Below are 25,812 nucleotides of genomic sequence, written 5' to 3' on the forward strand. Positions count from 1 at the left end.
CACCGCCGCGCCTCGGACATGCCAGCCTCCTGATCACGCCAGCCTCCTGGTAACGACGTGGCGCCGCTCGCCAGGAGCCGATGTCACAGTGGCATCGGATCGACGTCGCAGTCGGAGCGCACCCAGCTCATCGCCGACTGGGTCGCCAGATGGTTGACGCCGAGCGCGTGGTCCAGCTGTGAGACGACCTGGGCGTGCAGCTCCTCCGCCCGCTCCCGCTCGCCCAGCGCCCGCAGGTCCATGGCCAGGTTGGACAGCACGGCGAGTGTGGACGGGTGGTCGGCACCGAGATGGACGCGTGACCGCTCCAGCGTGTCCTCGTCGAGCCCGCGGGCCTCGCCTGGCCGCCCGAGCGCGTAGTGGTCGCTCGCCAGGTTCGTCGCCGAGATCAGGGCCAGCGGATGGTCGGGACCGATCGTCGCCGCGAGCGCGGCGCAGGACCGGAGGTCGATCTCGAACGCGGTCTCCGCGTCGCCGGCCAGCCGGTAGACGACGGCCAGGTTGGTCTCGGCGCCCAGCGTATGCGGGTGGGTGTCGCCGAAGCTGTTCCGGTAACGCCGGTGGGCGTCCTCGCACAGGCGGCGCGCCTCGTCGAGATCACCATTGTGGCGCAGGTCCATCGAGTAGCAGAGGATCGCGGCGAGGGTGTCGGGATGGTCCGGCCCGTACCGGGACAGGAGCCGCTCCCAGGCGAGGCGTGAGGTCTGCAGCGCCACGTCGTGGTCACCGGCCTTGCGCTGGTCGATGGCCAGATTGCGCAGTGCCCGCAAAAGGTCGGGGTGGTACTCGTTGCCCAACAGCGCACGGAGCCGCGCGACCAGCTCCTCCTGCCGGGCCCGCGCACCCAGGTAGTCGCCCAGCTCACGCAGGTTGAGGTTCTGGCTGCTGTGGGATTCGAGGCTGATGACGTTGTCCTCGCCGAGCAGGGCGCAACGTCGGCGCCAGGTGTCGTCGTCGATCTCCTGCGCGCGCCGGAAGTCACCCACCAGCCGAAGCGCGGCCGCCAGGTTGTGCGCGGCGTTCAGGGACTGTGGCTGGTCAGCGCCGTAGACGTTGACCGCGCGCTCGCGGGCCGTCTCGCTCAGCTCGACCGCGCCCGCGAAGTCGCCGCTGACCTTGCGATCCATCGTGACGTTCGCGAACGCGGCCAGGGTCTCGGGATGACGCGGGCCGTGTACCCGTTCGCACAGCTCCAACATCCGGGTGTTGATGGGCGCGGCCTCGGAGTAGTTGCCGACCACCTGGAGCAGCCAGCCGTACCAGCCACCGACGGAGAGCGTGTGGGGATGCTCCTCGCCGAGGGTGACCCGCCAGCTCTCGTAGGCCTGGCGCGCCAGGTCGACGCCGACCTCGTGGTCGCCCCACTTCCACAGGTAGCGCACCTCGTTGACGAGCAGGTCCCGGATGAGGGGATCGTGGCCCTCCACCGCGCCTGCCGCGATCACATGCGGGTACAGCTCCGCGTAGACGCTCCACCATTCGGGGTTCATCGGCTCGTCCGGGTCGCTGGCCGCGAGCAGGCGGTGAGCCCCGTGGCGCATCGTCTCCTGCTCGTCGGGGCTCATCCGGCCGATGAGGACGGCCTGGACCAGGCGGTGCATCTGCAGGGAGTTGGTGCGGTGGTCGATGCGGGCCAGGGCGTACTGGTTGATCTCGCGGATGGCCTCGTTCAGCCGGAACGAGTCGCGCAGCGCCGCGTCGAGCTCGGGAACGATCGAGATGTGTCGGCCGCGGCGGAAGACCTGCCGGGAGATCGGGTCGGGCGCGAAATAGGCACAGACCTGCAGCAGCCGCAGGGCGGCGGGGTTCGACGTCGCGAGGCGGTCCAGCGAGACGTTCCAGGCCGCCCGGACGGGCATCCGGTAGTCCAGCGGTGGCGCGGTGCCCAGCAGCTCCTGACGTTTGTCCTCGAAAAGCCGCAGATACTCGTCGGCCGGCATGCCCGTCTCCGCGAGCCAGGTCGCCGCCTGCTCGATGGCCAGCGGCAGGTCGCCGAGCGCGGCGGCGACCCGGTCGGCGTCCACCTCGCCGATCGACGTTGTTCTCCGGCGGAGCAGCTCGATGCTCTCCCCGCGCTGGAACACATCGACCTCCAGCGCACGGGCGGCCCCCGCCCACTGCGCGTTCCGTGACGTGATCAGGATGCGGCCGGTGCCGCTCGCCGGGAAGAAGTCGCGCACCGCCCGTGGGTCGTCGGCGTTGTCGAAGATCAACAGCCAGTTGCTGAAGGGCTTGCCGACGCGCAGCGCCTCGATGACGGCGGGCACCGCGGCATTGGCCTCCTGACCGACGCCCAGGCCGAGACGTTGGGCCAGCTCCACGAGCGCCTGGTTGATCTGGGTGGTCCGCTCGGACGGGATCCACCAGACGACGTCGTAGTCGGCCAACTGCCGGTACACGTACTCGATGGCGAGCTGCGACTTGCCGACTCCACCCATGCCGTGGAGCGCCTCGGGCAGCACGGCCGTGGTCCCGGTCTGCAGCCGCTCGTGCAGGGCGTCGAGCAGCTCCGCGCGCCCGGTGAAGTTCGGGTTCCGCTGGGGCATGTTGCCCCAGACCGCGGGCTGCCCCCCGGGCCGCCGCGCCGGGGGACGTATCTCCGGCGCGATGCCTGCCGCGGTCGGGCTGGTCACGATTGTCGGCGCGTCGTACTGCGCCACATTCCCTCCTCCAGGGTCAGCGGAAGCAACCTCGGCCGCGGTGGGCTGGTCATCTATGGGCGTACGTGCGGCCGGAGCGCGTGATGTCGAGTCGTTACTGTGGGTCACAGGCTCTACCTCATGTCGACGGCCAGGCCTGCGCGTGCCAGACACGCCGGCCTGCGCGGCGCCGGCCGACGAGGGCACCGGGCTGCCGCCGGTCCGGACCTCACGCTCCGCTGTCCGAAGGGCGTCGCGCAGCATCCGTGCGCGGGATCGGTAGGGCCCTGACAGGGCGCTCAGGACGACCTCCTCGACCCGGACGAAGGGCGCGCTGTGCGGAGTGATCACGGGCAGCGGGGCGCCCACCGGGTCGTCCAGGACGACGTCGACGTGCCGGAGCGCCGCCACCGCCGGACTCAGCAGACGTCCGGCGGAACGCCACGTCCGGATCGTCTGGGACTGTCTGCCGCAGGCGAGCAGTTCGGCGGGAACCCCCTCGCCGAACTCGAAGGCGACCTCGTCGGCGGCCGTGGGCAGGGCGGCGGCAGCCGTGACGGGACGCAGCAGGCGGTGGACGAGGATCTCGCCGAGCTCGGCCCGGCCGGCCTGTGAGACCTGGTCACAGACCATGTGGATCGCGTCCCGGGTCAGCGGGACGGCCGCGAGCCGCACCGCGAGGTCGAAGGCCGCGGGGCTCAGAGTCGCGCGGGCGCGGCGCACGATCTCCAGCGGCGTCAGCTTCGTCAGCGTCACCCCGACGCCATCCGTCACGCGGGCGCCGTCCCCACCTGTTCCGGCTCCCGCGTTCCGGCCAGCGGCTGTGCCTTCCCCCGTGTCCCGACCCGCCTCCGTGGCGCCCGCGCCGGTGCCGCCGGGTCCTACCAGCACAGCCGGCGCGTCCAGCCGACGCTCGTGCTCCGCCGACTGGAAGCGGGCCCAGCTGGCGATGCTGCCTCCGTTCACGCCCAGCATCGGAATCGGCGCCACGGCGGCCTGATCCGATACCGCGTCACCGGTCAGACCGGCCCAGGCATCCTGGAACCGCCAGCGCACCGCCACTGAGCCCGGCCCGGCGGCGGCGAAGATGCTCACCTGGTGCGGGGCGAGGCCGGTCAGATGCCACAGGTGGGCCGGCAGCGGGCTCACCACCGCCACCGGAAGGCGGCGGCTCCACCACCAGAGCTGCCTGTGCAGCGCCCCGTTGTGCCAGCCTCGCCCGACGCCGTCGGTCAGGACCCAGATGATCCTCCGGCCGCTCGGATCGATGATTTCCCGTGGGGACCGGTGCAGGCCGCCGGCCCGGGACTCGGGCCGGAGCGTGACCTGGCCCGCCTCCGCGGCGTCTCCGTCGAGGAAACAGACACGGATGTCGCGGAAGACGCCCTCGCGGACGAGGTAGTCGCGCAGCAGCGGCACCAGGTCGAGCCAGGCCACCTGCATGGACGGACTGTCGTCCACCAGCAGGACAAGCTCCCAGCGGCGCTCCGGGGCTGGTCTGCGGACCGGAACAGGCGTCGGCCCGCGCAGAAGACGTTCCGCGGTGGCCTCCTCGTCCAGCACCATTTGGACCTTTGAGGCGACAGTCTGCCGTAGCGGCCGCAGGCTACGACGGGCACCCGATAATTGCCTCTCCAACGACGCGAAACCACTACGGGGCCGCATCCAGGGGAGGGGTGTCCATAAGGACTCCGCGTCATCCTCCGGGGCACCCCGAAGGTGTCGGGTGTTCGTCGATACGGGAGCTGCGAGCGCAATGTCTCGGTCGGCCCGCGGAAATGGCGAAAATTGTTCTTCGGTGTCGGTGTTTCCGGCATTGTCGCCGCGGGTGTCCGGCTGGGGCACCGGAGGGTCGGACAGGTCGGTCGGGTGCACCTCGCCTCGGGTGTCCTCCCGGTGGTCGGCGCCCAACGGTGACGGCGCCGGTGGTGGATCGCCGCCAGCGGTGGAGCCCTGCGCGTGCGAACCGGTGCTGGCCATGAGGCCGTAGAGCCAAAGCGCCTCGGCGTGCTCGCGGGCCGTGATCGCCACAGCGGTCGCGGCCCGGCCGACCGCGGAAGCGGCGGAGGCTCCAGCGGCGGAGCCGGCGGACGAGCCGGAGATCGGCCCGGTTTCCACGGAAGCCGCAGGAGGCGGCAGGCGTGCGGATGGGGCGGGGTCGGATCCCTCGCTGGTCATCCCGGGTCCGTGTCGGGGGCGAGGCGGTGCCAGAGCTGTTCGCGCAGATCTGGCCAGGCCTGGGAACCGTCCGTGTCGGCGCCGAGCGTCAGCAGGTAGGCCGCGTTGAGGAGCTGGTCCGCGGCGAGCGGCCCGGCGAGGGCCCGGTGCCGGGTGAACTGTTCGACCAGCTCGGCGCGCCCGGCGACGCCGTGTGGGAAGTGCGCGGCGATCAGCGCCGCCAGCCGTTCGGTGTCGGGCGGCGGGATGTCCAGGCGGGTGCACCGGCGCAGCAGCGCCGGCGGGAACTCGCGCTCCCCGTTGCTCGTGATGACGACGACCGGGAACTCGTGGCACTCGACGATGCCGGCGTGGACCGTCGCCGTGCCACCGGGGTCCGCGGTGTGGACCCGCACCTCGGGTGTGGCGTCTCGAGTCCGGACCAGCTCGGGGATGGAGAACTGCCCGTCCTCGAAGACGTTCAGCAGGTCGTTGGGTAGATCGATGTCACTTTTGTCGAACTCGTCGACAAGGAGCACCCGCGGCCGGCGATGCGGGAGCAGCGCTGTGCCGAGAGGCCCGAGATGCACGAAGTCCCCGACCGGCGGGATGGTGGCAGGCCCGGTAAGTTCGGCGTCGGCGAGATCCTTGGCGCGTATCGGCGACCGAGCCCGCGTTCCGGTGGGTCGGCCCGACGGCGCCGCCTGGGCACGGCCGACCGCCTCGTACTGGGCACGGCCGATCGCGTCGTAGTCGTAGAGGCCCTGTGCCAGGGTGCTGCGGCTGGTGATGGGCCAGCGCAGCACCCGGCCCAGCCCCAGGCTCGCCGCGATCTGGTACGCCAGGCTCGACTTCCCGCTGCCTGGGCTGCCTGTCACCAGCAGCGGCCGGCGCAGCACGAGAGCGGCGTTCACCATCCCGAGCGCGGTGTGGTCGAGCAGGCGTACACCGCCGAGGCCGAGTCGCCGGGTGGTTTCGCGTTGTTCCTCCGGGGGCTCCGGTTGGTCGGGACCCCCGGAGAACGTCCGCCACGGTGGTGGCGGAGGCCATTCCCGGACCTCGGACCGGGTTCCACCGTCGAACAGCCACCAGCCCGGCACTGACGGTGTCTGCGCAGGTCGCGTGCCCGGCGCGGCGTCCGTGCCAGTCGGCCCACCGCGTCGGGGAGGGCTGGTAGGCGCAGGATCGCCGGCGTGTGCGCCACCATCGGCGGAACCCGGCCGATCGCGACCCGGGGCATCGTCAGTCACGGTGGTGTCCCCCTTCGGGGTGGCTGGGAGAACCGGCCAACCCCCGTTCCGGCAGCCTGTCGGGGTCATCCCATAGCAGCGCAAGATACCCCCCGAGGCTATTGTCCGGTGCGGTTTCCAGGAAAGCCGCACGGCGGGCGGAGGTGACCCGGTCGGGAAGGGTGTCAACTTTCTGGGTGCCGGCGAACTCATGGATCCCCGAGGCGGCGTCCCTCGCATCAGGGGAATAGGACCAGAGAATTCCCGGAATTCCGCAGCGTAGGGCTATGATGAGCTGTTCGTGCGGCGGTGTGGGATGGTGGGCCGCAGGCACGCGGGCCACGGGCACGCGGCTCGTCGGCGCGTGACCCGCCTGCATGTGACCCGCTGGCACGCTGTCGAACACCACCGCGACCACTCCCTCGTCCGAGAGCAGCCGTGCCTCCAGCCGGCGGAGGCTGCCGTCGGCTGGCTCACCACGCACGACGGCGGCCCGCGCCGGTTCCCGGGTGAGGATCCGCCACCGCAGGCGCCACGCCCGGTGCCATTCCCGCTGGCGCATCCGGTCGAGGCTGCGCAGCACGACCGGATAGCGCAGCGCGAGGGGGAGCGGCACACCGGTAGCCCACTCCACGCGGAAGGACTCAACCCGCAGGCCCAGCAGGTCCAGCGGTAGGATGAACTCGATCCGCGCGTCGACACCGTCGCTCGCGAGCGAGCGTTCGAACCGCTGTACCGCCGCCTCGACCTGCCATTCGAGGGCCTGGCGGGTGATCTGCACCGGTGGCGCCGCCGGATGGAAGACGGTCTCCTGGCCGTCCCACTGCTGCCAGGTGCGCAGCAGATAGAGGTCGGGGCTGGTGGCGATCCTTTCCAGCTGCAGTGTCAGGATCGCCTGTCGGCTCCGGCCGTCGCCGCCGCCCCGACCGCTGTCGGGGCTGCCGCGGCCCAGCCGCAGCGCACGCAGCGCTGCCGTCGCCTTCCAGTCGTCGGCGCAGGACTGGTGCCAGGCCTCGACCCGGCGCGCCACCCGCTGATCGATGTCGTGCACCAGATGCTCGAGGAACTCGATGCGGGGACCGAGCCGGCTGCCCGGAGCCGACCGGTCGCAGAGGAAGACGAACAGATCCCAGGCGGTCCTGCAGTGGTCGGACTCCGGCCCGCTGTGCCGGCCCTCGGTGACCTGGTGCAGGACGTCCGCGACCCGCGACGCCGGCACGGAGCTCAGCTCGCGCCGGAGCTCCTCCCACAGGCCCTCGGGAGCGTCGGCGGCGACCTTGGCTGCCTGCCAGGCGTCGTCCAGCCGCAGCAGTGCCGCGCGCAGCTCGCCGTCACCGGTCAGGTCGTTGACGGCCTCGGCCAGGAAATCGAAGCGGCCTTCGCGGCTGAAGGAGCCCACGAGGTCGACGAACCAGTGCCGGGCGTGGGGCAGGTCACTGATCGGCAGCCGTGTTCCCGACCAGGCGGCGCATCTGCGCAGCAGCACCGGTCGGCTTCCGGCCCCGTGCAGGTCCGGGTGGTCGTCGAGTGTTTCGACGATCTGCCGTTCGACCGCGGACCGGTATCGGTGCAGGAAAGCATCCCGAGTCATACGGTTGCGAGGTTCCTCCGCACCGGTCACGGGCCCCCGAGCCTCTCGCGCCGGCCGCGCAGGGAGATCTGCCGGGCGCGGCTGAGTCTTCTTCAGAGTGTCCTACATCAGCACAATTGAGGTGGCTGGAAACCCCCGAAATGCGGGTTTTCGGGTAGGCGCTCGGCCGCTGCGGCCAAAATTTTCCGCCGGCCGTCCACCAGTGCGCCGGCGGTCAGGAGCTGATTCACTTCGGTCCAGAACTCCAGGGCGCTGCGTGCGGCCCAGGACGGCTGCTGCTCCGGCGCGAGACCGGCGGCGGTGAGAAGGCTCTGCGACGCGGACCGGGCAGGAAAGGCGGCGGCCAGAGCCTGCACCTCGGTGATGGAGAGTCCGTGCACGTTCGGAGCGCCGGTGATCCTTTCCGGTGCGGGGCTCTCCCGTGCCGGCCGGATGCTCGGGCCTGCGGTTTCCGCTGCGGTGGCGTGCTTTCCGCGTGGAGTGCCGAGCTGCTCCCAGTGTGCGGCGAGCTGTGCGACGTCCTTCGCGGTGACTCCGCCGGGCTCCAGCTGCGCGACGGCCACGGCGAGTGCGGCCATTCCGCCAGGGCGCTCGGCGCAGATCTCCAGCAGTCGGATGAACCACTGCCGCGAGAGGGGAAGGTCGGTCACCCGGACACGGGTGTTCAGTTCCCGCTCGACCTGACGGGCCAGCAGCAGGCGGCTGCGTTCCGAATGCAGATCGGCGGCGTCGTCGAGCACCTCGACCAGACGCCGTTCGATGAGTCGGCGTGAACTCGGGCCGGGCTGCTCCCGATCTTGATCCGTGCACATCCGCGCCCCCGAAGAGATCAACGGGGTCACTTCACCGGGCGGTAAGGCCGACAGCGCCCGAAATGGGCACAGGAATCCGTCCGAGAGTGTCCGTCCGAATGAAACTCTGCCAGGACTGTACGACGGGCCGGCATGGCATGGGCTGGAATTGTGAATCCGGTCGCGGTGATGGTGTGTCCGGCAACGGCGCAACGGCGCAACGGCCCGGCGGCGCGGCGGCGGTGGGACCGGGTCCGGGGGCGCCCCGATCGAGGGGGCGGGACCGTGAGTGGTCCGCCCCCGACCGCGATGATGGGTGACTGGTGGGGTCACTCGATGACCTGACGGGTGCTGGAGGCGAAGATGACGGCGTCGCGGGAGCAGCCGCCGGTCGAGGTCCGCGATGCCCTGGACCGGGCGGCCGAGCTTCTGGGCGAGGCGGACGCGCTGCTGGTGTGTGCCGGAGCGGGCATGGGGGTGGATTCCGGGTTGCCCGACTTCCGTGGCGACACCGGGTTCTGGCGGGCGTACCCGCCCTACGCGCGCCTCGGTCTGTCCTTCGTCCAGCTCGCCGATCCGGCCCACTTCGGCACGGATCCCGCCCTGGCCTGGGGTTTCTACGGGCACCGGCTCGCCCTCTACCGGGAGACCGTGCCACACGCCGGGTTCGGCATCCTGCGCCGGTGGGCCGATCGGCTGCCCGCCGGGATGTGGGTGTTCACCTCCAATGTCGACGGCCAGTTCCAGCGGGCCGGCATCGCCGAGGTGGCCGAGGTGCACGGTTCGATCCATCACCTTCAGTGCGTGCGGCCCTGCACCTCGGACGTCTGGTCGGCGCAGGGGGTCGACGTCGCGGTCGACCCGGAGTCGATGCGGGCGCGGGAACCGCTGCCCCGCTGCCCGCGCTGTGGCTCGCTCGCCCGCCCGAACATCCTGATGTTCGGTGACTGGACCTGGGTCGGGCTGCGCACCGAGCAGGCGACGCGTGCCTGCATGTCCTGGCTCGACGGGCACTTCGCCGGGGGTGGCGATGCCCGGCTGGCCGTGATCGAGCTCGGTGCCGGCACCGCGGTGCCGACCGTCCGGCGGCTGGCGGAGTCGGTCGCGGGCAGCCGGCTGATCCGGGTCAACCCGGTGGAGGCCGGTGTCCGTGCCGGCGGCGGCGTCTCACTCCCGCTCGGCGCCCTGACCGCCCTGACCGAGCTCGACGCCCGCCTGCCCTGACCCCGCCTGCCCTGACCCTGCCTGCCCCGGCTCGGTCTGCTCTGGCGCCGTCTGCTCTGGCCCGGGCTGAGCGGGGTCTGCCGGTGGTGGCGCGGCCTGCTGGTGCTGGTCAGCCTCGGGCCGGCCGGTACCGGGACGGTGGCCGGCGCGGATCGCCTCCACAACCAGATCGAGGACCCAGCTGACGGCCTCGGTCGCGGTGCTGGGCGTGAGGTTCCACGTCCGAACCAGTCGTTCGTAGGTCGGCACGTTCCACAGGACGTCGAGCATGCCCGCCGCCGCCGCGCGCTCGTCGTCGCTCCAGCCGACGCTGTGCGGGGCGACGGCGGCGAGGAGTGCGTCCCGGCGCCGCTGGTCCTCGGCGACGAGTGCCGGCTGATGCGGCTCGGTGCGGTCCCAGCGCGCCACCGCGTAGGACGAGAGCGTCGCGAAGGACCGCGCGGTGATCTCGGTGAGTCGGTCGAGACCCAGATTGTCGTAGGTGACGCCGGCCTCCTCCTGCAGCCGGCGCATGACCGCACCGTGCAGGTCGACCTCGGTTGGGAAATGGCGGTACACGGTGCGCTCGCCGACTCCGGCCCGCTCGGCGACCGCACGGAAGGTGAGGTCGCTCCAGTCCCAGACCGGGAACCCGTGGACCAGTTCGGAGCCGGCGGTGACGATGCGTTCCCGCGTCTGGATGGCTCGCTCGCGGCGGACCGGGCTGTTGTAGCGCCGACGGGCCCGCGCCTGGCCCCCGTTCTCCGCGGGTGTTGCGGGCACGCTCATATTGGTGTCATCATACTGTCGCGAAATTCATTCGGGTGAACCGGTCCTCGGGTATCGGTCGGCAGGCACATCGGTCGGCAGGCACATCGTTCGTCCGGGCGGATCGCTCGTCGGAGGGATCGTTCGTCACGCGAATTGTTCGTCGGCGAATCGTTCGATTGTTGGATGGGAGAGCGGTCAAGGTGGATCTTGGCTTAGCCGGTGCCGCGGTCGTGGTGCAGGGTGGTATCCAGGGAATGGGCCTGGCCGCCGCGGAGTGCTTCGCGGCCGAGGGCGCGAAGGTCGGAGTGCTCGCCCGCGGCCGGGCGAACCTCGACAGAACTGTCGCGCGGCTGCTGGAGCTCGGGGCGGCCGACGCCGTCGCCCTCCAGGCCGACATCACCCGGGCGGACGAGGTGACCGCCGCCTTCGACGTGGTGCGGGGCCGCTGGGGTGTGCTGAACAGCCTGGTGAACGCCACCGGTCCGAAGGGCGACCGGATGGGCCCGTTCGAGGAGCTCACCGACGACGACTGGCTCGCCGCCGTCGATGTGGGCGTCCTGGGGATGGTGCGCTGCGTACGTGCAGCCCTCCCGCTCCTGCGCGCTGCCGAATGGGCCCGCATCGTCAACATCTCGGCGCATTCGACCAAGCGTCAGACCGCCTCCCTGATCGCCTACACGGCGGCCAAGTCGATGGTGACCAGCATCAGCAAGAACCTTTCGCTGACCCTGGCTGACGACGAGATTCTGGTCAACACCGTGTCGCCCGGTAGTTTCGCCTCCGAGGGCCTGGCCACCTGGGCACGTGGTGTCGGCATCGATCCGGGAGACCTGCGTGCCGTCATGAGTGGCATTGCCGAGCATTTCGGTCATCCGGCGCACCTGCCGCGAGCCGGGGCACCGGCCGAGATAGGCGCGGTGATCGCCTTCACCGCCTCACGTCGCAACACCTACATGACCGGCGCGAACGTCAATGTCGACGGCGGTTCCGACTTCTGCTGACCGCGGCCTGCCGCCCTGCCGTGCCCGCGTGCCCCGCGTGCCCCGCCACACCGCGACATTGCTGTGCCGCTGTGTAGCTGTGCAGCGGTACTCAATTCCTCCGCGGACCGTGATGAGTGCCACTTCGCGGACCCGGATTCGTTCGACATCCACTGGCGGATCGACCGTCACCTGGCCTTCGGGCACGGCCCGAACTTCTGCCTCGGCGCCTCGCCGGCAGGCATGGAAGGCCGGCTGGCGCTCGACGAGGTGCTGCGGCGTTGGACCGACTGGGACATCGACTACGAAGGCACGGTGTTGCACCACACATCCACGACGACGGGATGGAAGCGCCTGCCCGTGGTTGCTTCATAACAACGAGCCAGTCGGACGGGCGCGGCGACCGAGCGGGAGGATGGACGGATGCACCGCGAGCGGACAGGTGGATCTGACCGATGACCACGGGGGAGAGCCCGGCGCTTACGGCGCCACCGGGGCTTCCGGCGGGCACCGTGCTTCCGGTGGACACGGTGGGCCTGCTGGAGGGCCTGACGACGACGCGGGCCATCCGTCGCTACACCGACGAACCGGTGCCTCGGGAGGTCCTGCGGACCATCCTGTTCGCGGCCACCCGGGCCCCCAGCGGGTCCAACCGCCAGCCGTTCCGGTTCGTCGTGCTGACGGACGGCCCGAAGGCCCAGGCCGCGAAGGCGCTGATCGGGCAGGCCGCCCGGCGGGTCTGGGATGCGAAGCGCCAGGCGGACGGCTACGACCGCGGCTCCGGCGGCGTCGCCGACTCGCCGAAGGCCCGGACGGCCCGTGCCCTCCAGCGGTTCGTCGACGGGTTCGAGCGGATTCCGGTGCTGATCCTGCCGTGCCTGGTGCGCTACCGTGAGCCGACGCCGTCCGAGGGCGCGTCGGTGTATCCGGCCTGTCAGAATCTTCTGCTCGCCGCCCGCGCGCTCGGATATGGTGGCGCGTTCACTGGTTGGAACTTCGCCGTCGATGCCGAGCTGCGGGCCCTGCTGGGGGTTCCCGACGGCACGTTCATCGCCGGCACCATCACGCTGGGCCGGCCGGCGGGCCGGCATGGCCCGGTGCGCCGCAGGCCGTTGGCCGAGCTTGTGTACGAGGAGGAATGGGGCTGCCCCGCGGACTGGGCCGTGGATCCGGCTGGGACGAGGTTCACCACAGCCGGCCCACCCCGGCCGGCTGCTGGTTCGCTCGGATCGGCTGCCGATCCCGGTCCGGCTGCCGATCCCGGTCCGGCCGCCGAGGCCGATCTGGCCGCCGACGCCGATCCGCCTCGACAGCCTCGACCGGCAACGGTCACCGGACGTGACGAAGGACCGCAGCGATGAGCCAGACCGACCGCGTGGACGCGCCGGCACGGAGAGCACGAACGGAGAAGGGCAACCCCGGCATGGGCCGACTGACACACCTGCAGCGCCTTGAGGCGGAGAGCATTCAGATCTTCCGGGAGGCGGTCGCCGAGAGTGAGCGACCGGTGATGCTCTACTCCGTCGGCAAGGACAGCTCCGTGCTGCTCCACCTGGCTATGAAGGCCTTCTATCCGTCCCGGCCGCCGTTCCCGCTGCTGCATGTGGACACGACCTGGAAGTTCCGGGCGATGTACGAGTTCCGCGACAAGATCGTGGCCGACCTCGGTGTCGATCTGCTTGTCCACCAGAACCCCGAATGCGTCGAGCGGGGGATCAACCCGTTCGACCACGGCTCCGCGACGCACACGGACATGTGGAAGACGGAGGGTCTCAAGCAGGCGCTCGACAAGCACGGTTTCGACCTGGCGTTCGGCGGGGCCCGCCGGGACGAGGAGAAGTCCCGGGCGAAGGAACGGGTCTTCTCGATCCGGTCGGCGCAGCACCGGTGGGATCCGAAGGCGCAGCGCCCCGAGCTGTGGCGCCTCTACAACGCGAGCAAGGCCCCGGGCCAGAGCGTGCGGGTGTTCCCGCTGTCGAACTGGACCGAGCTGGATGTGTGGCAGTACATCTACCGCGAGCAGATCCCGATCGTCCCGCTGTATTTCGCCGCCCAGCGTCCGGTGGTGGAACGTGACGGAGCGCTGATCATGGTGGATGACGACCGGATGCCGCTGGCCCCGGGTGAGGTTCCCGAGCAGCGCAGCGTCCGGTTCCGCACCCTGGGCTGCTACCCGCTCACCGGCGCGGTGGAAAGCAACGCCGCGACCCTGCCGGAGATCATCCAGGAAATGCTGCTGACGACGAGCTCGGAGCGGCAGGGCCGGGTCATCGACCACGACTCCTCCGGGTCGATGGAGAAGAAGAAGCAGGAGGGGTACTTCTGATGGCGCACGCGACCAACGACCTCGTCGCGGCCGACATCGAGGGCTATCTGCGCGCGCACGAGAACAAGTCGATGCTGCGGTTCATCACCTGCGGCAGCGTCGACGACGGCAAGAGCACGCTGATCGGCCGGCTGCTCTACGACTCGAAGCTGGTCTTCTCCGACCATCTCGCCGCGCTGGAAAACGACTCGAAGAAGGTCGGCACCCAGGGCGACGGGCTCGATTTCGCGCTGCTCGTCGACGGGCTCGCCGCGGAACGCGAACAGGGCATCACGATCGACGTCGCCTACCGGTTCTTCTCCACCGAGCGGCGCAAGTTCATCGTCGCGGACACCCCCGGGCACGAGCAGTACACCCGGAACATGGTGACCGGCGCGTCCACCGCCGACCTCGCCGTCATCCTCATCGACGCCCGCCGGGGTGTGCTCACCCAGACCCGCCGGCACAGCTATCTGGTGTCGCTGCTGGGAATCCGCAACGTCGTCCTGGCGGTGAACAAGCTCGACCTCGTCGACTACTCGCAGGACGTCTTCGACGCCATCGAGGCGGACTACCGCGAGTTCGCCGCCCAGATCGGTCTCACCGACATCGTCGCGATCCCGATGTCGGCGCTGCGCGGGGACAACATCACCGAGCTGAGTCCGAACATCCCCTGGTACACCGGGCCGACGCTGGTCGGGCACCTGGAGACCGTCGAGATCGCCGACGATCTGCACGCCGGCCCGTTCCGGCTGCCGGTGCAGTGGGTCAACCGCCCGAACCTTGACTTCCGCGGCTTCTCCGGCCAGATCGTCGGCGGCAGCGTCCGTCCCGGTGACCGGGTCCGGGTGCTGCCGTCGGGCCAGGAGAGCACCGTCGAGCGGATCGTCACCGCCGACGGCGACCTCGACGAGGCGATCGCCGGCCAGTCGATCACCCTCACCCTCACCGACGAGATCGACGTCAGCCGCGGCGACATCATCGCCACCGCCGGCGACCCACCAGGCATCGCCGACCAGTTCGAATGCCACCTGGTCTGGATGAGCGAGGAGCCGATGCTGCCGGGCCGGCCCTACCTGCTCAAGATCGGTAGCCGGACCGCCAGCGTGACCATCGCGCAGCCCAAGTACAAGGTCAACGTCAACACCCTGGAACGCACCGCGGCCCGGACGCTCGAGCTCAACGAGATCGGCGTCGCCAACATCAACCTCGACCGGCAGATCCCGTTCGACCCGTACACGGCCAACCGTGACACCGGCGGTTTCATCCTCGTCGACCGGTTCACCCGGGCGACGGTGGCGGCCGGGCTGCTGCACTTCGCGCTGCGCCGCGCCGACAACGTCCACTGGCAGGCCGTCGAGGTCGACAAGACCGCGCGGGCCCGGCAGAAGGGCCAGCGGCCGGCGCTGCTGTGGTTCACCGGGCTTTCCGGCGCCGGCAAGTCGACGATCGCCAACCTCGTCGAGAAGCGGCTGCACGACCAGGGCTTCCACACCTATCTGCTGGACGGCGACAACGTCCGCCACGGCCTCAACAAGGACCTCGGCTTCACCGACGCCGACCGGGTGGAGAACATCCGCCGGGTCGCCGAGGTCGCGAAGCTGATGGTCGACGCCGGGACCATCGTCCTGGCCTCGTTCATCTCCCCGTTCCGGGCCGAGCGGCAGATGGCCCGCGAGCTGCTCGGCGCGGGCGAGTTCATCGAGATCTTCGTCGACACGCCGCTGTCGGTGGCGGAGTCCCGCGACCGCAAGGGGCTCTACGCCAAGGCCCGCCGCGGCGACCTGGTGAACTTCACCGGCATCGACTCGCCGTACGAGGCGCCCGAGAACGCGGAGATCGTGCTCGATGCCAGCGGGTCCGTCTCGGCCGAGACCGCGGCCGAGACGGTCGTGGACTACCTGCGCGGCACCGGCATCCTGACCCCACCGGAGGCATCGTGAGCACACGCCCGACCGCGGCCGCCAGCCTGGCCGACCTGGCTGACCTGGACGACCACAGCCTCGCCGCGGCCCTCGCCGCCCAGGCCGGCACCCATCTGGTCGCCATCCGCGATCAGGGCGGCGCCGAGGGTGACCGGCAGTCGAACGAGCTGCTGCTGGCCGGGCTGGCGGCGGCCCGGCCAGCCGACGCCGTCCTCTCCGAGGAGAGCGCCGACAGCCCCGAACGGCTCCAGCGCGAGCGGGTCTGGATCATCGACCCGCTCGACGGCACCCGCGAGTACGGCGAGCCACCCCGCGAGGACTGGGCCGTCCACGTCGCGCTCGCCGTCGGCGGCCGAGCCGTCCTCGGAGCCGTGGCGCTGCCGGCCGCCGGCGGGCTGGTCCTGCACACCGGCCAGCCGCCGGCGCTCCCGCCGCGGGAGGCGGGGCCCCTCCGGCTGGTGGTGTCCCGGACCCGCCCGCCGGCCTGCGTCGACCATCTGGTGCGCCGGCTGGACGCCACTCTGGTGCCCATGGGCTCCGCCGGGGCGAAGGCGATGGCGGTGGTACGGGGCGAGGCGGACGTCTACGCCCACTCCGGCGGCCAGTACGAATGGGACTCGGCCGCCCCCGTCGCGGTCGCCGCCGCCGCGGGCCTGCACACCTCCCGCCTCGACGGCTCCCCGCTGGTCTACAACCAGGCCAACCCGTACCTGCCCGACCTGCTCATCTGCCGCCCCGAGCTGGCCGAGGACGTCCTCGCCGCCCTACGCGACCAGTAGCCCGGCGCCGAGCGCACCGCGTCCGGGGTGGCGATCCGCACCAGGAGGCACTTCCGCTACTCGCCGTGGCGGTACTTGCCGGGTGCGGTCCCGTAGCAGCGTTTGAATGCGCTGGCGAAGGCAAATTCCGACGTGTAGCCGACCCGGGCTGCGACGGTGCTCAGCGGCGCGTCGGACTCTCGCAGCAGCCGGGCGGCGGTGGTCATCCGCCACCAGGTCAGGTATTTCAGCGGCGGCTGCCCGACAAGGGAGGCGAAGCGCCGGGCGAAGGGCGCCCGGGACAGTCCTGCCTCGGCGGCCAGCGCCGCGACTGTCCAGGGCCGCGCCGGGTCGCGGTGTATGGCCTGTAGTGCGAGGCTGGTCGCCGGGTCGTTGAGTGCAGCTGCCCAGCCGGTGGCGGGTTCGCATGTGGGCCGCTCGTCGAACCAGGTTCGCAGGATGTGGACCAGCAGGGTGTCGAGCAGTGCGGGGACGATGGCGTCTCTGCCGGGACGGGGGTGCTCCAGTTCGGTAGCGAGCGCATCGACGGTGGCGCGTAGTTCGGGATGCCGCGCGAGATGTGCAGGGAGGTGTACGAGTTCCGGCAGATCGCGCAGAAGCGGATGGGTCCGGGCCGGGCCGGATCGACCTGGTAGGCACCGCAGAGCGTCACCGCAGCGGGGGCAGGCGTACCAGAGGGGGTGCCGACGGTGTCGGTGATGTGGATCTCGAGAAGCCGCGGGTCGCTCGGATCGCAGGGGGTCGCAGCTGGTGAGGCCGTCAGGCTGTCCGCCAGGGTGTGCCCGCGCCCGTGCGGCCGGAACACCACGTCCCCGGCGGCCAACGGCACCGGGACAGTGCCCGGCGCGACAAGCCAACACGGTCCCCGCATGATCACCTGGAAGCCGACGGAGCCGGGCACGGATCCGAACCGTTGCGCCCAGGGGGCGTGCCAGGTCACCCGCGCTGAACGCGGACGACCGGTACGCATGACCGTGATCACGTCGCTGAGCACATCCATCTGCGCAGTATTACCGGTGAGACGATCGAATATGAATCAGGCACTCCTGCACATGGGCTGGATCGTGTTTTCGTCCTAGGTTCGGTGTATGCGCGCGATCCGCATTCACGAGTACGGAGACGCTTCTGTCCTTCGCCACGAAGACGTCCCGCGCCCGCTTCCCGAACTGGGCGAGGTACTGATTCGCGTCGCCGCGACCTCCTTCAACCCATCCGAGATCGGGTTGCGTTCCGGGCTGCTGCGCTCCGTCTTTCCGCTGGAACTGCCGCACGTCCTCGGCTGGGACGTCGCCGGCACAGTCGTCGAGGTCGATAGCAACGTCGGTACGTTCACCGTCGATGATCGAGTCATCGGACTTCTCGACAGCGGCGCCGCGGCCGAATACGCGGTTGCCCCGGCCGAGACACTGGTACCGGCACCGACCTCGACCCCGCTCACCCACTCCGCGGCCATCCCCGTCGCCGGTCTCACCGCCTGGCAGGCGGTTTTTGACCACGCCCACGTCACAACCGGGCAGCGGGTCCTTGTGAACGGTGCTGGCGGCGGGGTCGGTGGGTTCGCTGTCCAGCTCGCCAAGCACGCAGGAGCACACGTGATCGCCACGGCAAGCCCACGCAGTACCGTAGCGGTCGGTCGCCTGGGCGCCGACCAAATCATCGACTACACCGCCTCACCCATTGCCGATCAGCTGGATGAGCCGGTCGACACGGTACTCAACCTCGCCGCGATCACCCCGCGGAAGGCCGATGCCCTGGTCCCATTGCTCCGCCCCGGCGGCATTTTCGTTTCCATCACCACCCCGATCGAACCGCCCACCAGCATCCCCGTGACAGCCAAGAACTTCGTGGCGCGCAATGACACCAGCCAGCTTGCCGCACTCGTCGCACTCGTCGACACCGGCGCGGTCCACATCGACATCGCCGCGTCCCACCCCCTCGCCGACCTCGCCGCGGTGCATCGCGACGCCGAGTCCGGCCGCAACCGCGGCAAGATCATAATTGTTCCGTGAGGGGACCCCCAAACGACTGCAGGCCTGCGAGCAGACCGCGATCGTGCGGGTGGCTATGGTCATCTGCTCGTTGACCCAGGCGACGGCGTCCGTCCCGGCTGTCGAGTCCCACGCGGTTGATCGGTACGGATCTGTTCTCGTGTCGTGATTTGTTGTGCGTCGTCGACCGCCCGATTCCGGGCCGCCGCGCGATATCGGCCACCGCCTCAGGTGGGCTGCGCCGAACGGGCCACGATCTCGTCCGCGTGCCGCGCGATCCAGGTCATCAGGGGTGCCAGCCGGAGGACGAGATCGTCCCCGAGGTCGGTGAGGCTGTACTCCACATGCGGCGGGATGACAGGGAACGCCTCGCGGTGGACCAGCCCGTCCTGTTCGAGTGTCCGAAGGGTCTGGGCGAGCATCTTCTCGCTCACCCCCTGCACGGCGCGGCGCAGCTCACCCCAGCGCAGGGTGCGCTCGGCCAGCGTCAGCAGGACGAGGACGCCCCACCTGCTCATCACGTGATCCAGGACAGTCCTGGTCGGGCACGACGAGGGAAAGACGCCGTCCGCGAAGTAGGACCGGAGCTCGCCGAAGTGGTCGGCGGTCGGTTCGGTGCCCTGGCTTGGTTCGCCGGTCCGGATCTGTCCGTCGGCCTGGTTGGTGAGCCGCGTGCTAACCATAGGGTCAGTACCTTACCTGAAGGTGGGTACTGTGCATCAGGAAGTGTCTGCGGGAGAGTCCGGGTGGGCGCGGCCGCGCCCTGAAAACGCAGCAATGCGGCAACGCAGACGCAGTCACCTGGAGATCTGATGTCCCTCGTCGTTACCGGAACCGGCGGCAACCTCGGCCGCCTCGTCGTGGAGAACCTGCTCGCGCGAGGCATCGACCCTCGGCGGATCGTTGCGGGAACACGCGATGTGGGCGCGCTGTCGGCGCTGGCCGAGCGGGGTGTGGACGTCCGGCGGATCGACTTCGACGACGCGGCTTCGCTCGCGGCCGGCTTCGCCGGCGCGGAGAAGGTGCTGATCGTTTCGGGGACGGACTTCGGCCGCCGGGTGGACCAGCACGTCGGTGCGGCAAGGGCCGCGCGCGACGCCGGTGCGGTGCTCGTCGCCTACACCAGCGCCCCCTACGCCGACACCACCGACCTGCAGCTGGCCGTGGAGCACCGGGGAACAGAGGAGGGCATCCGCGACATCGGTGTGCCGTTCACTTTCCTGCGTAACGGCTGGTACTTCGAGAACTACACCAGCCAGATCCCGGTCTACCTGGAGACCGGTGTGATCGTCGGCAGCGCCGGTGAGGGTCGGATCAGCGGGGCGGCCCGGTCCGACTACGCAGAGGCCGCCGCCGCGGTCCTCGCCGGCGAGGGGCACGAGGGTGCTGTGTACGAACTGGGCGGCGACACGTCCTTCACGCTCGCGGAGCTGGCCGAGCAGGTCGCCACGCACTCCGGCCGGCCGGTTGTGTACCGGGATGTGACCCAGGCGGAGCTGGAGGCCGTCCTGACCGGTGCCGGTGTTCCCGCGCCCGTCGCGGCCGTCCTCGCCGACGCGGACCGGGCCATCGGCGCCGGTCGGCTGCTGATCACCACCGGTGACCTGGCTCGGCTCATCGGCCATCCGACGACCCCGCTGGCCGACGCCGTGTCCGCCGCCACCGTTTCTGCCGCCACCGTTTCTGCCGCCACGTCCGCGGCTTCGTGACGGAACACGGGGGCCCGGACCAACCTTGAACGCGATGTGACTGTGTCCTCGAGCCCTGTCCCTGCCGCACCGAGCCCTGCGACGCAGAGCTCTTCCACCCTGGAGGCCAGCTCGCGCCTGCTGGACGGAACCGATGCGGCGCCGCTGTTCACGCCGTTCTCGCTGGCGGGCGTCGAGCTGGCCAACCGTTTCGTGATGGCGCCGATGACCCGGCAGCACTCCCCGGGTGGTGTGCCCGGCGCGGACGTCGCCGCCTACTACGCGCGGCGGGCCGCGCACCTCGGCCTGATCGTGACCGAGGGCACCTACGTCGACCATCCCTCGGCCGGGACGAGCGACCGGGTACCGCGCTTCTACGGCGACGACGCGCTGGCCGGCTGGCGCCGGGTCGTCGAAGCCGTGCACGGGGCCGGCGGGAGGATCGTGCCCCAGCTGTGGCATCTCGGGGCCGTTCGTGAGCCCGGGGCACCGCCGCACCCGCGGGCGCCGGTGCTCAGCCCGTCCGGCCTGCGGGCCGACGGTGCCGTGGCCGGGGAGCCGGCGACCACGGCGGAGATAGACGCGGTGATCGCCTCCTTCGCCCGTGCCGCGGCGGACGCGCGGCGGGTCGGTTTCGACGGCGTCGAGCTCCACGGTGCCCACGGCTACCTGCTGGACCAGTTCTTCTGGTCGCTCACCAACCGCCGCGCCGACGGCTACGGCGGGAGCCTGGCTGGCCGGGCCCGCCTCGGGGCGGAGGTCGTCGCGGCGGTCCGCGGCGAGGTCGGCCCGGACTACCCGGTGATCTACCGCTTCTCGCAGTGGAAGGGCGGGCACTACGACGCGGTCGTCGCCGAGACGCCCCACGATCTCGACACGCTGCTGAGCCCGCTCGTCGACGCCGGCGTCAGTGTCCTCCACGTGTCCACCCGCCGCTACTGGCTGCCGGCGTTCGACGACTCACCGCGCACCCTCGCGGGCTGGACGAAACGCCTGACCGGCCTCCCGACCATCGCCGTCGGTTCGGTCGGAGTGTCGACGGCCTTCCGTGGTGACCATGAGGGCGCGGCCGCGTCGCTGAGCCTCGCCCCGCTGCTGGAGCTGTTCGCCCGCGGCGAGTTCGACCTGGTCGGGCTCGGCCGGGCCGTGCTCTCCGAGCCCGCCTGGACCACGAAACTGCGGGAAGGGCGCCTGGCGGAGATCCGTCCCTACGACAAGGCGGACGAGACCCGCCTCACCTGACGGGCACCGCCCGCGCGCTTTCCACCGGTACTTGGGCGGACGTCGTGGCGGGGCCCGGGGGCTTCGTCGAGTCCGCTGGTCGACAAGGCATTTCGCGTAGGGTCGATGGTGGCAGACACTTCGTGCGGCCCACTTCATCCGGTTTGTGGTGGGCCACGCCGGCCGAGCAGGGTTACTGCCCGGCGGATGTCGGGGAGGGGACGCCGTGTCGGACTCGTTGGACCTTGGTGGCACGCCGGCTTCGGGGGCCGGTGCGGCCTCCGCCGGGGCTGCTGCCACGGGTGGCGTGCTGGAGCTGGTGCCGCCTGCCCCGGTGCCCGTCGTTGCCGACGACCAGGTGGACAGCATGGTCCCGCTCGACGAGGCGACCAAGGTGGCGCTGCGGGAGCGCGCCGCGGCGTTCGCGGCCGATCTCGCGGCGCAGGATCCGCGCAGCCCCGCCTTCCAGTCCAAGATCAACGACATCACCCGGATGGGCGAGCGGGAGATCGTGGCGAGCGCGCGGGTGTCCAGCCGGATGCTGGACCGGCCGGCGGCGGCGCTGCAGTCGAGCCGCGGGTCCCGGGGCGGCCGGGCCGGGGCGGACGCCCAGGCCCGGGTTGCCGGCACCCTGGTCGAGCTGCGCCAGACGGTCACCGACCTCGACCCGGGGAAGGCGGACCTGAAGGGCGCCCGCAAGCTGCTGGGTGTGGTCCCGATGGGGAACAAGATCGCCCGCTATTTCCAGCGCTACCAGTCCGCGCAGAAGCAGCTCGACGCGATCATCGGCGCCCTCAGCTCGGGTCAGGACGAGCTGCGCAAGGACAATGCCGCCATCGAGCACGAGAAGGCCACACTCTGGGCCGCGATGGGCAAGATCACCGAGTACGCCACGCTCGCCCGGGCCCTCGACAGCGCCGTTTCGACCCGGATCGACCAGATCAGGATCACCGACCCGACGACGGCGGACGCCCTCACCTCCGACGCGCTGTTCCCCATCCGCCAGCGCCAGCAGGACCTGGTCACCCAGCTGGCCGTGAGCGTGCAGGGCTACCTGGCCCTCGACCTCGTCCGGAAGAACAACATCGAGCTGATCAAGGGCGTCGACCGGGCGCAGTCCACGACCGTCGCCGCCCTGCGCACCGCCGTGATGGTGGCTCAGGCACTGGCCAACCAGCAGCTGGTCCTCGACCAGATCACGGCGCTCAACGCGACCACCAACAACATGATCCTGTCGACGAGCGAGCTGCTGCGCCAGCAGTCCGGTCGCATCCAGGAACAGGCCTCATCCAGCACCGTGGACGTCGAGACGCTGCAGAAGGCGTTCGACAACGTCTTCGCGACGATGGACGCGATCGACACCTACAAGGTCAAGGCGGTCGACAGCCTCGCGACCACCGTCGCCGCGCTGGAAACGCAGGTCGGCCGTTCGAAGGCCTACCTGGAGCGGGCCCGCAACGGCGAGGGCTGACAGGTGCCCGCCCCAGTGACGGCGGGCCCACGACCAGGGCCGGAAGCATGATCTTCCGGCGGCGTGGCGGGCGCGCCGAAGAAGACGCCGAACAGGACGCGCAGACGTCCCCCGCAGGGCGGGCAGCCGAGCTGCGCAAGGAGCTCGCCGCGATCGTCACCGGAGCGAACGCCGACGGGGGGCGGCTCCCGCCCGGCGCGGTGCCGACCGTGCGCGACATCGACGACGTCCTGCGGCCGTTGCTGGTGTATGTCGAAGCCAGGTCGGCGAGCGACGAGGAGCTACGCTACCTGACCATGATCGTCCGTGACTACCTGCCGCGGGCGCTCGACGACTTCCTGGCGCTGCCATCGCAGTACACCGACCGCCCGGGCATCACCGGGACGACCCCCGCCGAGGACCTGGTGCGCCAGCTGCAGCTCCTCGACGAGGGTGCCATCGAGCTCCAGGACTCCGTCTACTCCGGGGACGCCGCGAAACTGGCGATTCAGGCCCGGTTCCTGGAAGCGAAGTTCCGCCGATCGGATCTCGACTCTTGACGGCGACCCTGCCCCGCGGCGGCAACGTGCTGCTGGCGAAGGAGGCACCCGGGGTCGAGCGTGTCCGTGTCGTGACCTCCTGGAGCCGAGCCGCACCCGAACCCGGGGCCCGGGCTGGGACCAGGGGTGGAGCCGGGGTTGATGTCGGGAGCGGTGCTCAGGCTGGTGGCGGTGCTCAGACTGGTGGCGGTGCTCAGGCTGGTGGCGGTGCTCAGGCTGGTGGCGGGCCTCGCGCGGGGCTCGAGGTCGACGGCGTTCTCGTCCTGGTGGATGACACGGAGCCCACACCGCTGCTGCTACTCACCAGCCAGGTGCCGAATCCCACGGAGCCGATCGGGGCGTCGCCGCCGCCGGGGCAGCCCGCCGGCGGAGGTAGCGAGGAGGTCGTCGTCACCCTTGCCGCCGTGCCACGAACGGTCACCAGGCTCCAGTTCGCGGCCGCGATCTACGCCGCCGCCGGGTCCGGCCGGAGCTTCCGTTCGGTGCCGCACGGCTCGATCCGGCTGTACGACGACGCCAACGGCATCGAGATCGTCAGCTACACCTTCACGGTCGAGACCGGCTACGAGACCGCGCTCGTCTTCGGCGAGCTGTACCGGCATCCGACCGGCTGGAAGTTCCGGGCGGTCGGCGAGGGCTACACGGACGGGATGGCGGGTCTGGCCGGCTCCCCGGGTGGTGCCGGCTCGCCGGGTGGCGTAGGCAGCGCGGGTGGTGCCGGCTCGCCGGGTGGCGTAGGCACCGCGGGTGGTGCCGGCTCCCCGGGCGAACTGCCGGTGGCCAGGCCGGGGGAGGTGGCCTCGTTCGTGAGCCGGCTCTCCCGATCCCACAGCCGACGGAAGGTGGCCGACCACCTGGAGGCGGCGAGACGTCCGCCGGCGGCCTCAGGCCCCGCGCCGTCGCCCATGCCACCACGGCCCTCCACGCCACCACGGTCCTCCACGCCGCCACGGTCCTCCACGCCGCCACGGCCCTCCACGCCACCACGGCCCTCCACGCCGCCGCAGCCGGCCAGACCCACATCGCCTCCGCCTGGGCCTGTGCCTGCGCCGCCTCCGCCTCCTGCTTCGCCTCCGCCTGCGCGGACGCTGCCCGCATCCCCGCCCGCGCCGCCGGTCACGCTCCGTCCGCCGGGTGCCGCACAGACACCCGCCGCGGGGCACCAGGGTCCGGCGGCCGGACCGAGCCACGCTGTCCCAGCCGGGGCGCGCCCGTCGTCACCGCGGGAGTCCGCGCCGTCGCCGCTCGACCTCAGCCAGGCGGACGTCGGCCCCCGGCCTGCGACCGTCGAGGTGAGCGAGCGGTCGTCCCGTTACCGCCAGCGCCACGAGCGCGTAAGCACACTGGACGAGAAGCATCCCGCCACCATCTGGACCGGCGAGCAACGGGGCACCGGCGGCGCCATGACGGTGTCACTGCACTGGACCCCGCTGACGACGCGGATGGGTCTGCCCCGTCCGAGCAACATCCATTTCGGGTGCTTCTGGCAGGCATTGGACGGCGAGACCGGGGTGATCCAGCAGTACGGCGCCGGAACGGCGACCGGCACCGGTCGCGCCGGTCGCCAGGTCCTGCGACTCGTCGGGGGCGACGAGCGCGATGAGCAGACGATCTTTGCCGATCTCGGCACGCTCACGACCTTCAAGCGGTTCTTCGTCTACGCCTACGGCCTGCACCGTGCGCCCGAGTGGGGGCTGCTACGACCGTCGGTGGTCGTCTCCGCTCGGACCGGAGAGCAGCTCACCATCCGGCTGGGGAACGCGCCGGAGAACGCGCGCACGTGCGTGGCGGTGTCGTTCCACGTGGTGGGGGACGACCTGGTGATCCGCCGGGAGAACGACTTTGTTGAAGGCACACAGGCCGATGCCGCCGTGCGCTACGGCTGGTCGCGCGATTGGGATACGGCCGGACGTTGAAACCCGGGCGGAGGACCTGTGGTCTCGCTCGGGCTGTGCCCCCTTTTGATTGTATCTATTCTGTCGATAAATTGGTTTTCGGATGGCTCGGGCTGTCACTCCGATATGGGGCAGAGAAATTGCGGTGCGGTTATGGCGACCGCAAGAGAACGTGGTGCTGACTGCTCGGGGGTGGGGTGTTTCTGGTTGGTCTGAGAATGCGAGGTTGCCTGCCTGGGTGGCAGGTTGTCAAGGCGGTCTGGGTGGTGGGTGAACTCGTTGTGTCCTCCGTTCTCCGGCCCGGTCTTGCCGGTCGTTTTTCGGTTTAGCATCGCCGTTGCGATCGAACGCCCGTTCGATCGCGTGGTGTGTGCTTCCAGTCCGGAGGTGAAGTGCCATGACTCCCAGCACCGTCACCAGCCCGACCAACCCGACCAATCTGTCCTGCGTGCCCGCTCTGGACGGCGGGCAGGAGGGGGTTCCGGTCGAGCATCGGGTGTTCGAGGGGTGGTTGAGCGATCGGTTGGATCGGTTGGGGGTGGCGGTGGCGGGGGTCGCTGCGGCGCAGGCGGCGGTGATCCGGGTTCAGGCGGAGCTTGCCGCTGCCCGGCCGCCGGAGGGGTAGTGACGAGCTGGATCT

Annotated in this window: 20 protein-coding genes and 1 pseudogene; 14 read left to right on the forward strand and 7 right to left on the reverse strand. The window is 70.7% G+C overall.

The features are described 5' to 3' along the window. Positions 1-83 precede the first annotated feature (83 nt). From fxsT to FREUN1FDRAFT_RS16000, 4 genes are all read right to left on the reverse strand, one after another. On the reverse strand, positions 84-4,817 hold the full coding sequence (fxsT, locus tag FREUN1FDRAFT_RS15985) for an FxSxx-COOH system tetratricopeptide repeat protein (RefSeq protein ID WP_006541138.1): 4,734 nt from the start codon (positions 4,815-4,817) through the stop codon (positions 84-86). Next, positions 4,814-5,896: a MoxR family ATPase gene (locus tag FREUN1FDRAFT_RS15990; RefSeq protein ID WP_006541139.1), complete on the reverse strand. Its 1,083-nt coding sequence runs from the start codon at positions 5,894-5,896 to the stop codon at positions 4,814-4,816. Before FREUN1FDRAFT_RS15990 ends, fxsT begins: the two co-directional genes overlap by 4 nt. A 142-nt stretch (positions 5,897-6,038) precedes the next feature. After that, a complete protein-coding gene (locus FREUN1FDRAFT_RS15995; RefSeq protein WP_006541140.1) occupies positions 6,039-7,616 on the reverse strand; it encodes a hypothetical protein in 1,578 nt (525 codons plus the stop codon). 107 nt (positions 7,617-7,723) lie between these two features. After that, positions 7,724-8,428: an effector-associated domain EAD1-containing protein gene (locus FREUN1FDRAFT_RS16000; RefSeq protein ID WP_006541141.1), complete on the reverse strand. Its 705-nt coding sequence runs from the start codon at positions 8,426-8,428 to the stop codon at positions 7,724-7,726. A gap of 342 nt (positions 8,429-8,770) precedes the next feature. Between FREUN1FDRAFT_RS16000 and FREUN1FDRAFT_RS16005 the strand changes: the two genes are divergently transcribed. Further along, positions 8,771-9,631, forward strand: a complete 861-nt coding sequence (locus FREUN1FDRAFT_RS16005; protein WP_006541142.1) for a Sir2 family NAD-dependent protein deacetylase — start codon at positions 8,771-8,773, stop codon at positions 9,629-9,631. Here FREUN1FDRAFT_RS16005 and FREUN1FDRAFT_RS16010 read toward each other — a convergent pair. Beyond that, positions 9,575-10,399 (reverse strand): TetR/AcrR family transcriptional regulator, encoded by an 825-nt coding sequence (locus FREUN1FDRAFT_RS16010; protein ID WP_006541143.1) that lies wholly within the window; start codon positions 10,397-10,399, stop codon positions 9,575-9,577. The genes FREUN1FDRAFT_RS16005 and FREUN1FDRAFT_RS16010 overlap by 57 nt on opposite strands. A gap of 182 nt (positions 10,400-10,581) precedes the next feature. Here FREUN1FDRAFT_RS16010 and FREUN1FDRAFT_RS16015 point away from each other — a divergent pair, with 182 nt between their 5' ends. The 6 genes from FREUN1FDRAFT_RS16015 (at position 10,582) to FREUN1FDRAFT_RS16040 (ending at position 16,370) form a co-directional block, all read left to right on the forward strand. After that, a complete protein-coding gene (locus FREUN1FDRAFT_RS16015) occupies positions 10,582-11,382 on the forward strand; it encodes an SDR family NAD(P)-dependent oxidoreductase (RefSeq protein WP_006541144.1) in 801 nt (266 codons plus the stop codon). Positions 11,383-11,445: 63 nt separating this feature from the next. Further along, positions 11,446-11,736: a cytochrome P450 gene (locus FREUN1FDRAFT_RS16020; protein WP_006541145.1), complete on the forward strand. Its 291-nt coding sequence runs from the start codon at positions 11,446-11,448 to the stop codon at positions 11,734-11,736. An 80-nt stretch (positions 11,737-11,816) separates the two neighbouring features. Continuing rightward, the gene (locus tag FREUN1FDRAFT_RS16025) at positions 11,817-12,722 is read left to right on the forward strand and encodes a nitroreductase family protein (RefSeq protein WP_006541146.1); all 906 of its coding nucleotides are present in this window, start codon (positions 11,817-11,819) and stop codon (positions 12,720-12,722) included. Between the two features lie 62 nt (positions 12,723-12,784). Further along, positions 12,785-13,687 carry a sulfate adenylyltransferase subunit CysD gene (cysD, locus tag FREUN1FDRAFT_RS16030; protein WP_035951803.1) on the forward strand — a complete coding sequence of 301 codons (903 nt, stop codon included), beginning with the start codon at positions 12,785-12,787 and terminating at the stop codon, positions 13,685-13,687. Then, positions 13,687-15,609, forward strand: a complete 1,923-nt coding sequence (cysN, locus tag FREUN1FDRAFT_RS16035) for a sulfate adenylyltransferase subunit CysN (RefSeq protein ID WP_006541148.1) — start codon at positions 13,687-13,689, stop codon at positions 15,607-15,609. Before cysD ends, cysN begins: the two co-directional genes overlap by 1 nt. A gap of 44 nt (positions 15,610-15,653) precedes the next feature. After that, positions 15,654-16,370: a 3'(2'),5'-bisphosphate nucleotidase CysQ gene (locus FREUN1FDRAFT_RS16040; RefSeq protein ID WP_035951804.1), complete on the forward strand. Its 717-nt coding sequence runs from the start codon at positions 15,654-15,656 to the stop codon at positions 16,368-16,370. A gap of 56 nt (positions 16,371-16,426) precedes the next feature. Here FREUN1FDRAFT_RS16040 and FREUN1FDRAFT_RS16045 read toward each other — a convergent pair. Beyond that, a pseudogene (locus FREUN1FDRAFT_RS16045) lies at positions 16,427-17,370 on the reverse strand (AraC family transcriptional regulator). 88 nt (positions 17,371-17,458) lie between these two features. On the opposite strand from FREUN1FDRAFT_RS16045, the gene FREUN1FDRAFT_RS16050 reads away from it, so the two are divergent. Further along, positions 17,459-18,379, forward strand: a complete 921-nt coding sequence (locus tag FREUN1FDRAFT_RS16050) for an NADP-dependent oxidoreductase (protein ID WP_006541152.1) — start codon at positions 17,459-17,461, stop codon at positions 18,377-18,379. Positions 18,380-18,585: 206 nt separating this feature from the next. On the opposite strand, the gene FREUN1FDRAFT_RS16055 is transcribed toward FREUN1FDRAFT_RS16050, so the two are convergent. Then, entirely contained in the window at positions 18,586-19,041 is a 456-nt protein-coding gene (locus FREUN1FDRAFT_RS16055) for a helix-turn-helix domain-containing protein (RefSeq protein WP_006541153.1), read from the reverse strand. 129 nt (positions 19,042-19,170) lie between these two features. Here FREUN1FDRAFT_RS16055 and FREUN1FDRAFT_RS16060 point away from each other — a divergent pair, with 129 nt between their 5' ends. From FREUN1FDRAFT_RS16060 to FREUN1FDRAFT_RS16085, 6 genes are all read left to right on the forward strand, one after another. After that, complete coding sequence (locus FREUN1FDRAFT_RS16060) at positions 19,171-20,067, forward strand: NmrA family NAD(P)-binding protein (RefSeq protein ID WP_006541154.1); 897 nt, start codon at positions 19,171-19,173, stop codon at positions 20,065-20,067. A gap of 36 nt (positions 20,068-20,103) precedes the next feature. Beyond that, a complete protein-coding gene (locus tag FREUN1FDRAFT_RS16065) occupies positions 20,104-21,288 on the forward strand; it encodes an NADH:flavin oxidoreductase (RefSeq protein ID WP_006541155.1) in 1,185 nt (394 codons plus the stop codon). 205 nt (positions 21,289-21,493) lie between these two features. After that, the gene (locus tag FREUN1FDRAFT_RS16070) at positions 21,494-22,738 is read left to right on the forward strand and encodes a toxic anion resistance protein (RefSeq protein ID WP_006541156.1); all 1,245 of its coding nucleotides are present in this window, start codon (positions 21,494-21,496) and stop codon (positions 22,736-22,738) included. A gap of 47 nt (positions 22,739-22,785) precedes the next feature. Further along, positions 22,786-23,277, forward strand: a complete 492-nt coding sequence (locus tag FREUN1FDRAFT_RS16075) for a hypothetical protein (RefSeq protein WP_006541157.1) — start codon at positions 22,786-22,788, stop codon at positions 23,275-23,277. After that, positions 23,274-25,193 (forward strand): TerD family protein, encoded by a 1,920-nt coding sequence (locus FREUN1FDRAFT_RS47710; RefSeq protein ID WP_006541158.1) that lies wholly within the window; start codon positions 23,274-23,276, stop codon positions 25,191-25,193. Before FREUN1FDRAFT_RS16075 ends, FREUN1FDRAFT_RS47710 begins: the two co-directional genes overlap by 4 nt. Before the next feature lie 376 nt (positions 25,194-25,569). Next, complete coding sequence (locus FREUN1FDRAFT_RS16085; protein WP_006541159.1) at positions 25,570-25,797, forward strand: hypothetical protein; 228 nt, start codon at positions 25,570-25,572, stop codon at positions 25,795-25,797. The last annotated feature ends 15 nt before the right edge of the window (positions 25,798-25,812 follow it).

This window comes from Parafrankia sp. EUN1f, assembly GCF_000177675.1.
Classification (GTDB): Bacteria; Actinomycetota; Actinomycetes; order Frankiales; family Frankiaceae; genus Parafrankia.

What these genes read in the sequence shown, in the direction of transcription:
- cysD (WP_035951803.1), top strand. Translation starts at nt 12,785, where the DNA reads ATGGGCCGACTGACACACCTGCAGCGCCTTGAGGCGGAGAGCATTCAG.
- FREUN1FDRAFT_RS16005 (WP_006541142.1), top strand. Translation starts at nt 8,771, where the DNA reads ATGACGGCGTCGCGGGAGCAGCCGCCGGTCGAGGTCCGCGATGCCCTG.
- FREUN1FDRAFT_RS16025 (WP_006541146.1), top strand. Translation starts at nt 11,817, where the DNA reads ATGACCACGGGGGAGAGCCCGGCGCTTACGGCGCCACCGGGGCTTCCG.
- FREUN1FDRAFT_RS16050 (WP_006541152.1), top strand. Translation starts at nt 17,459, where the DNA reads ATGCGCGCGATCCGCATTCACGAGTACGGAGACGCTTCTGTCCTTCGC.
- FREUN1FDRAFT_RS16010 (WP_006541143.1), bottom strand. Translation starts at nt 10,399, where the DNA reads ATGAGCGTGCCCGCAACACCCGCGGAGAACGGGGGCCAGGCGCGGGCC.
- FREUN1FDRAFT_RS16055 (WP_006541153.1), bottom strand. Translation starts at nt 19,041, where the DNA reads ATGGTTAGCACGCGGCTCACCAACCAGGCCGACGGACAGATCCGGACC.
- fxsT (WP_006541138.1), bottom strand. Translation starts at nt 4,817, where the DNA reads ATGACCAGCGAGGGATCCGACCCCGCCCCATCCGCACGCCTGCCGCCT.
- FREUN1FDRAFT_RS16000 (WP_006541141.1), bottom strand. Translation starts at nt 8,428, where the DNA reads ATGTGCACGGATCAAGATCGGGAGCAGCCCGGCCCGAGTTCACGCCGA.
- FREUN1FDRAFT_RS15995 (WP_006541140.1), bottom strand. Translation starts at nt 7,616, where the DNA reads ATGACTCGGGATGCTTTCCTGCACCGATACCGGTCCGCGGTCGAACGG.
- FREUN1FDRAFT_RS16085 (WP_006541159.1), top strand. Translation starts at nt 25,570, where the DNA reads ATGACTCCCAGCACCGTCACCAGCCCGACCAACCCGACCAATCTGTCC.
- FREUN1FDRAFT_RS16075 (WP_006541157.1), top strand. Translation starts at nt 22,786, where the DNA reads ATGATCTTCCGGCGGCGTGGCGGGCGCGCCGAAGAAGACGCCGAACAG.
- cysN (WP_006541148.1), top strand. Translation starts at nt 13,687, where the DNA reads ATGGCGCACGCGACCAACGACCTCGTCGCGGCCGACATCGAGGGCTAT.
- FREUN1FDRAFT_RS16060 (WP_006541154.1), top strand. Translation starts at nt 19,171, where the DNA reads ATGTCCCTCGTCGTTACCGGAACCGGCGGCAACCTCGGCCGCCTCGTC.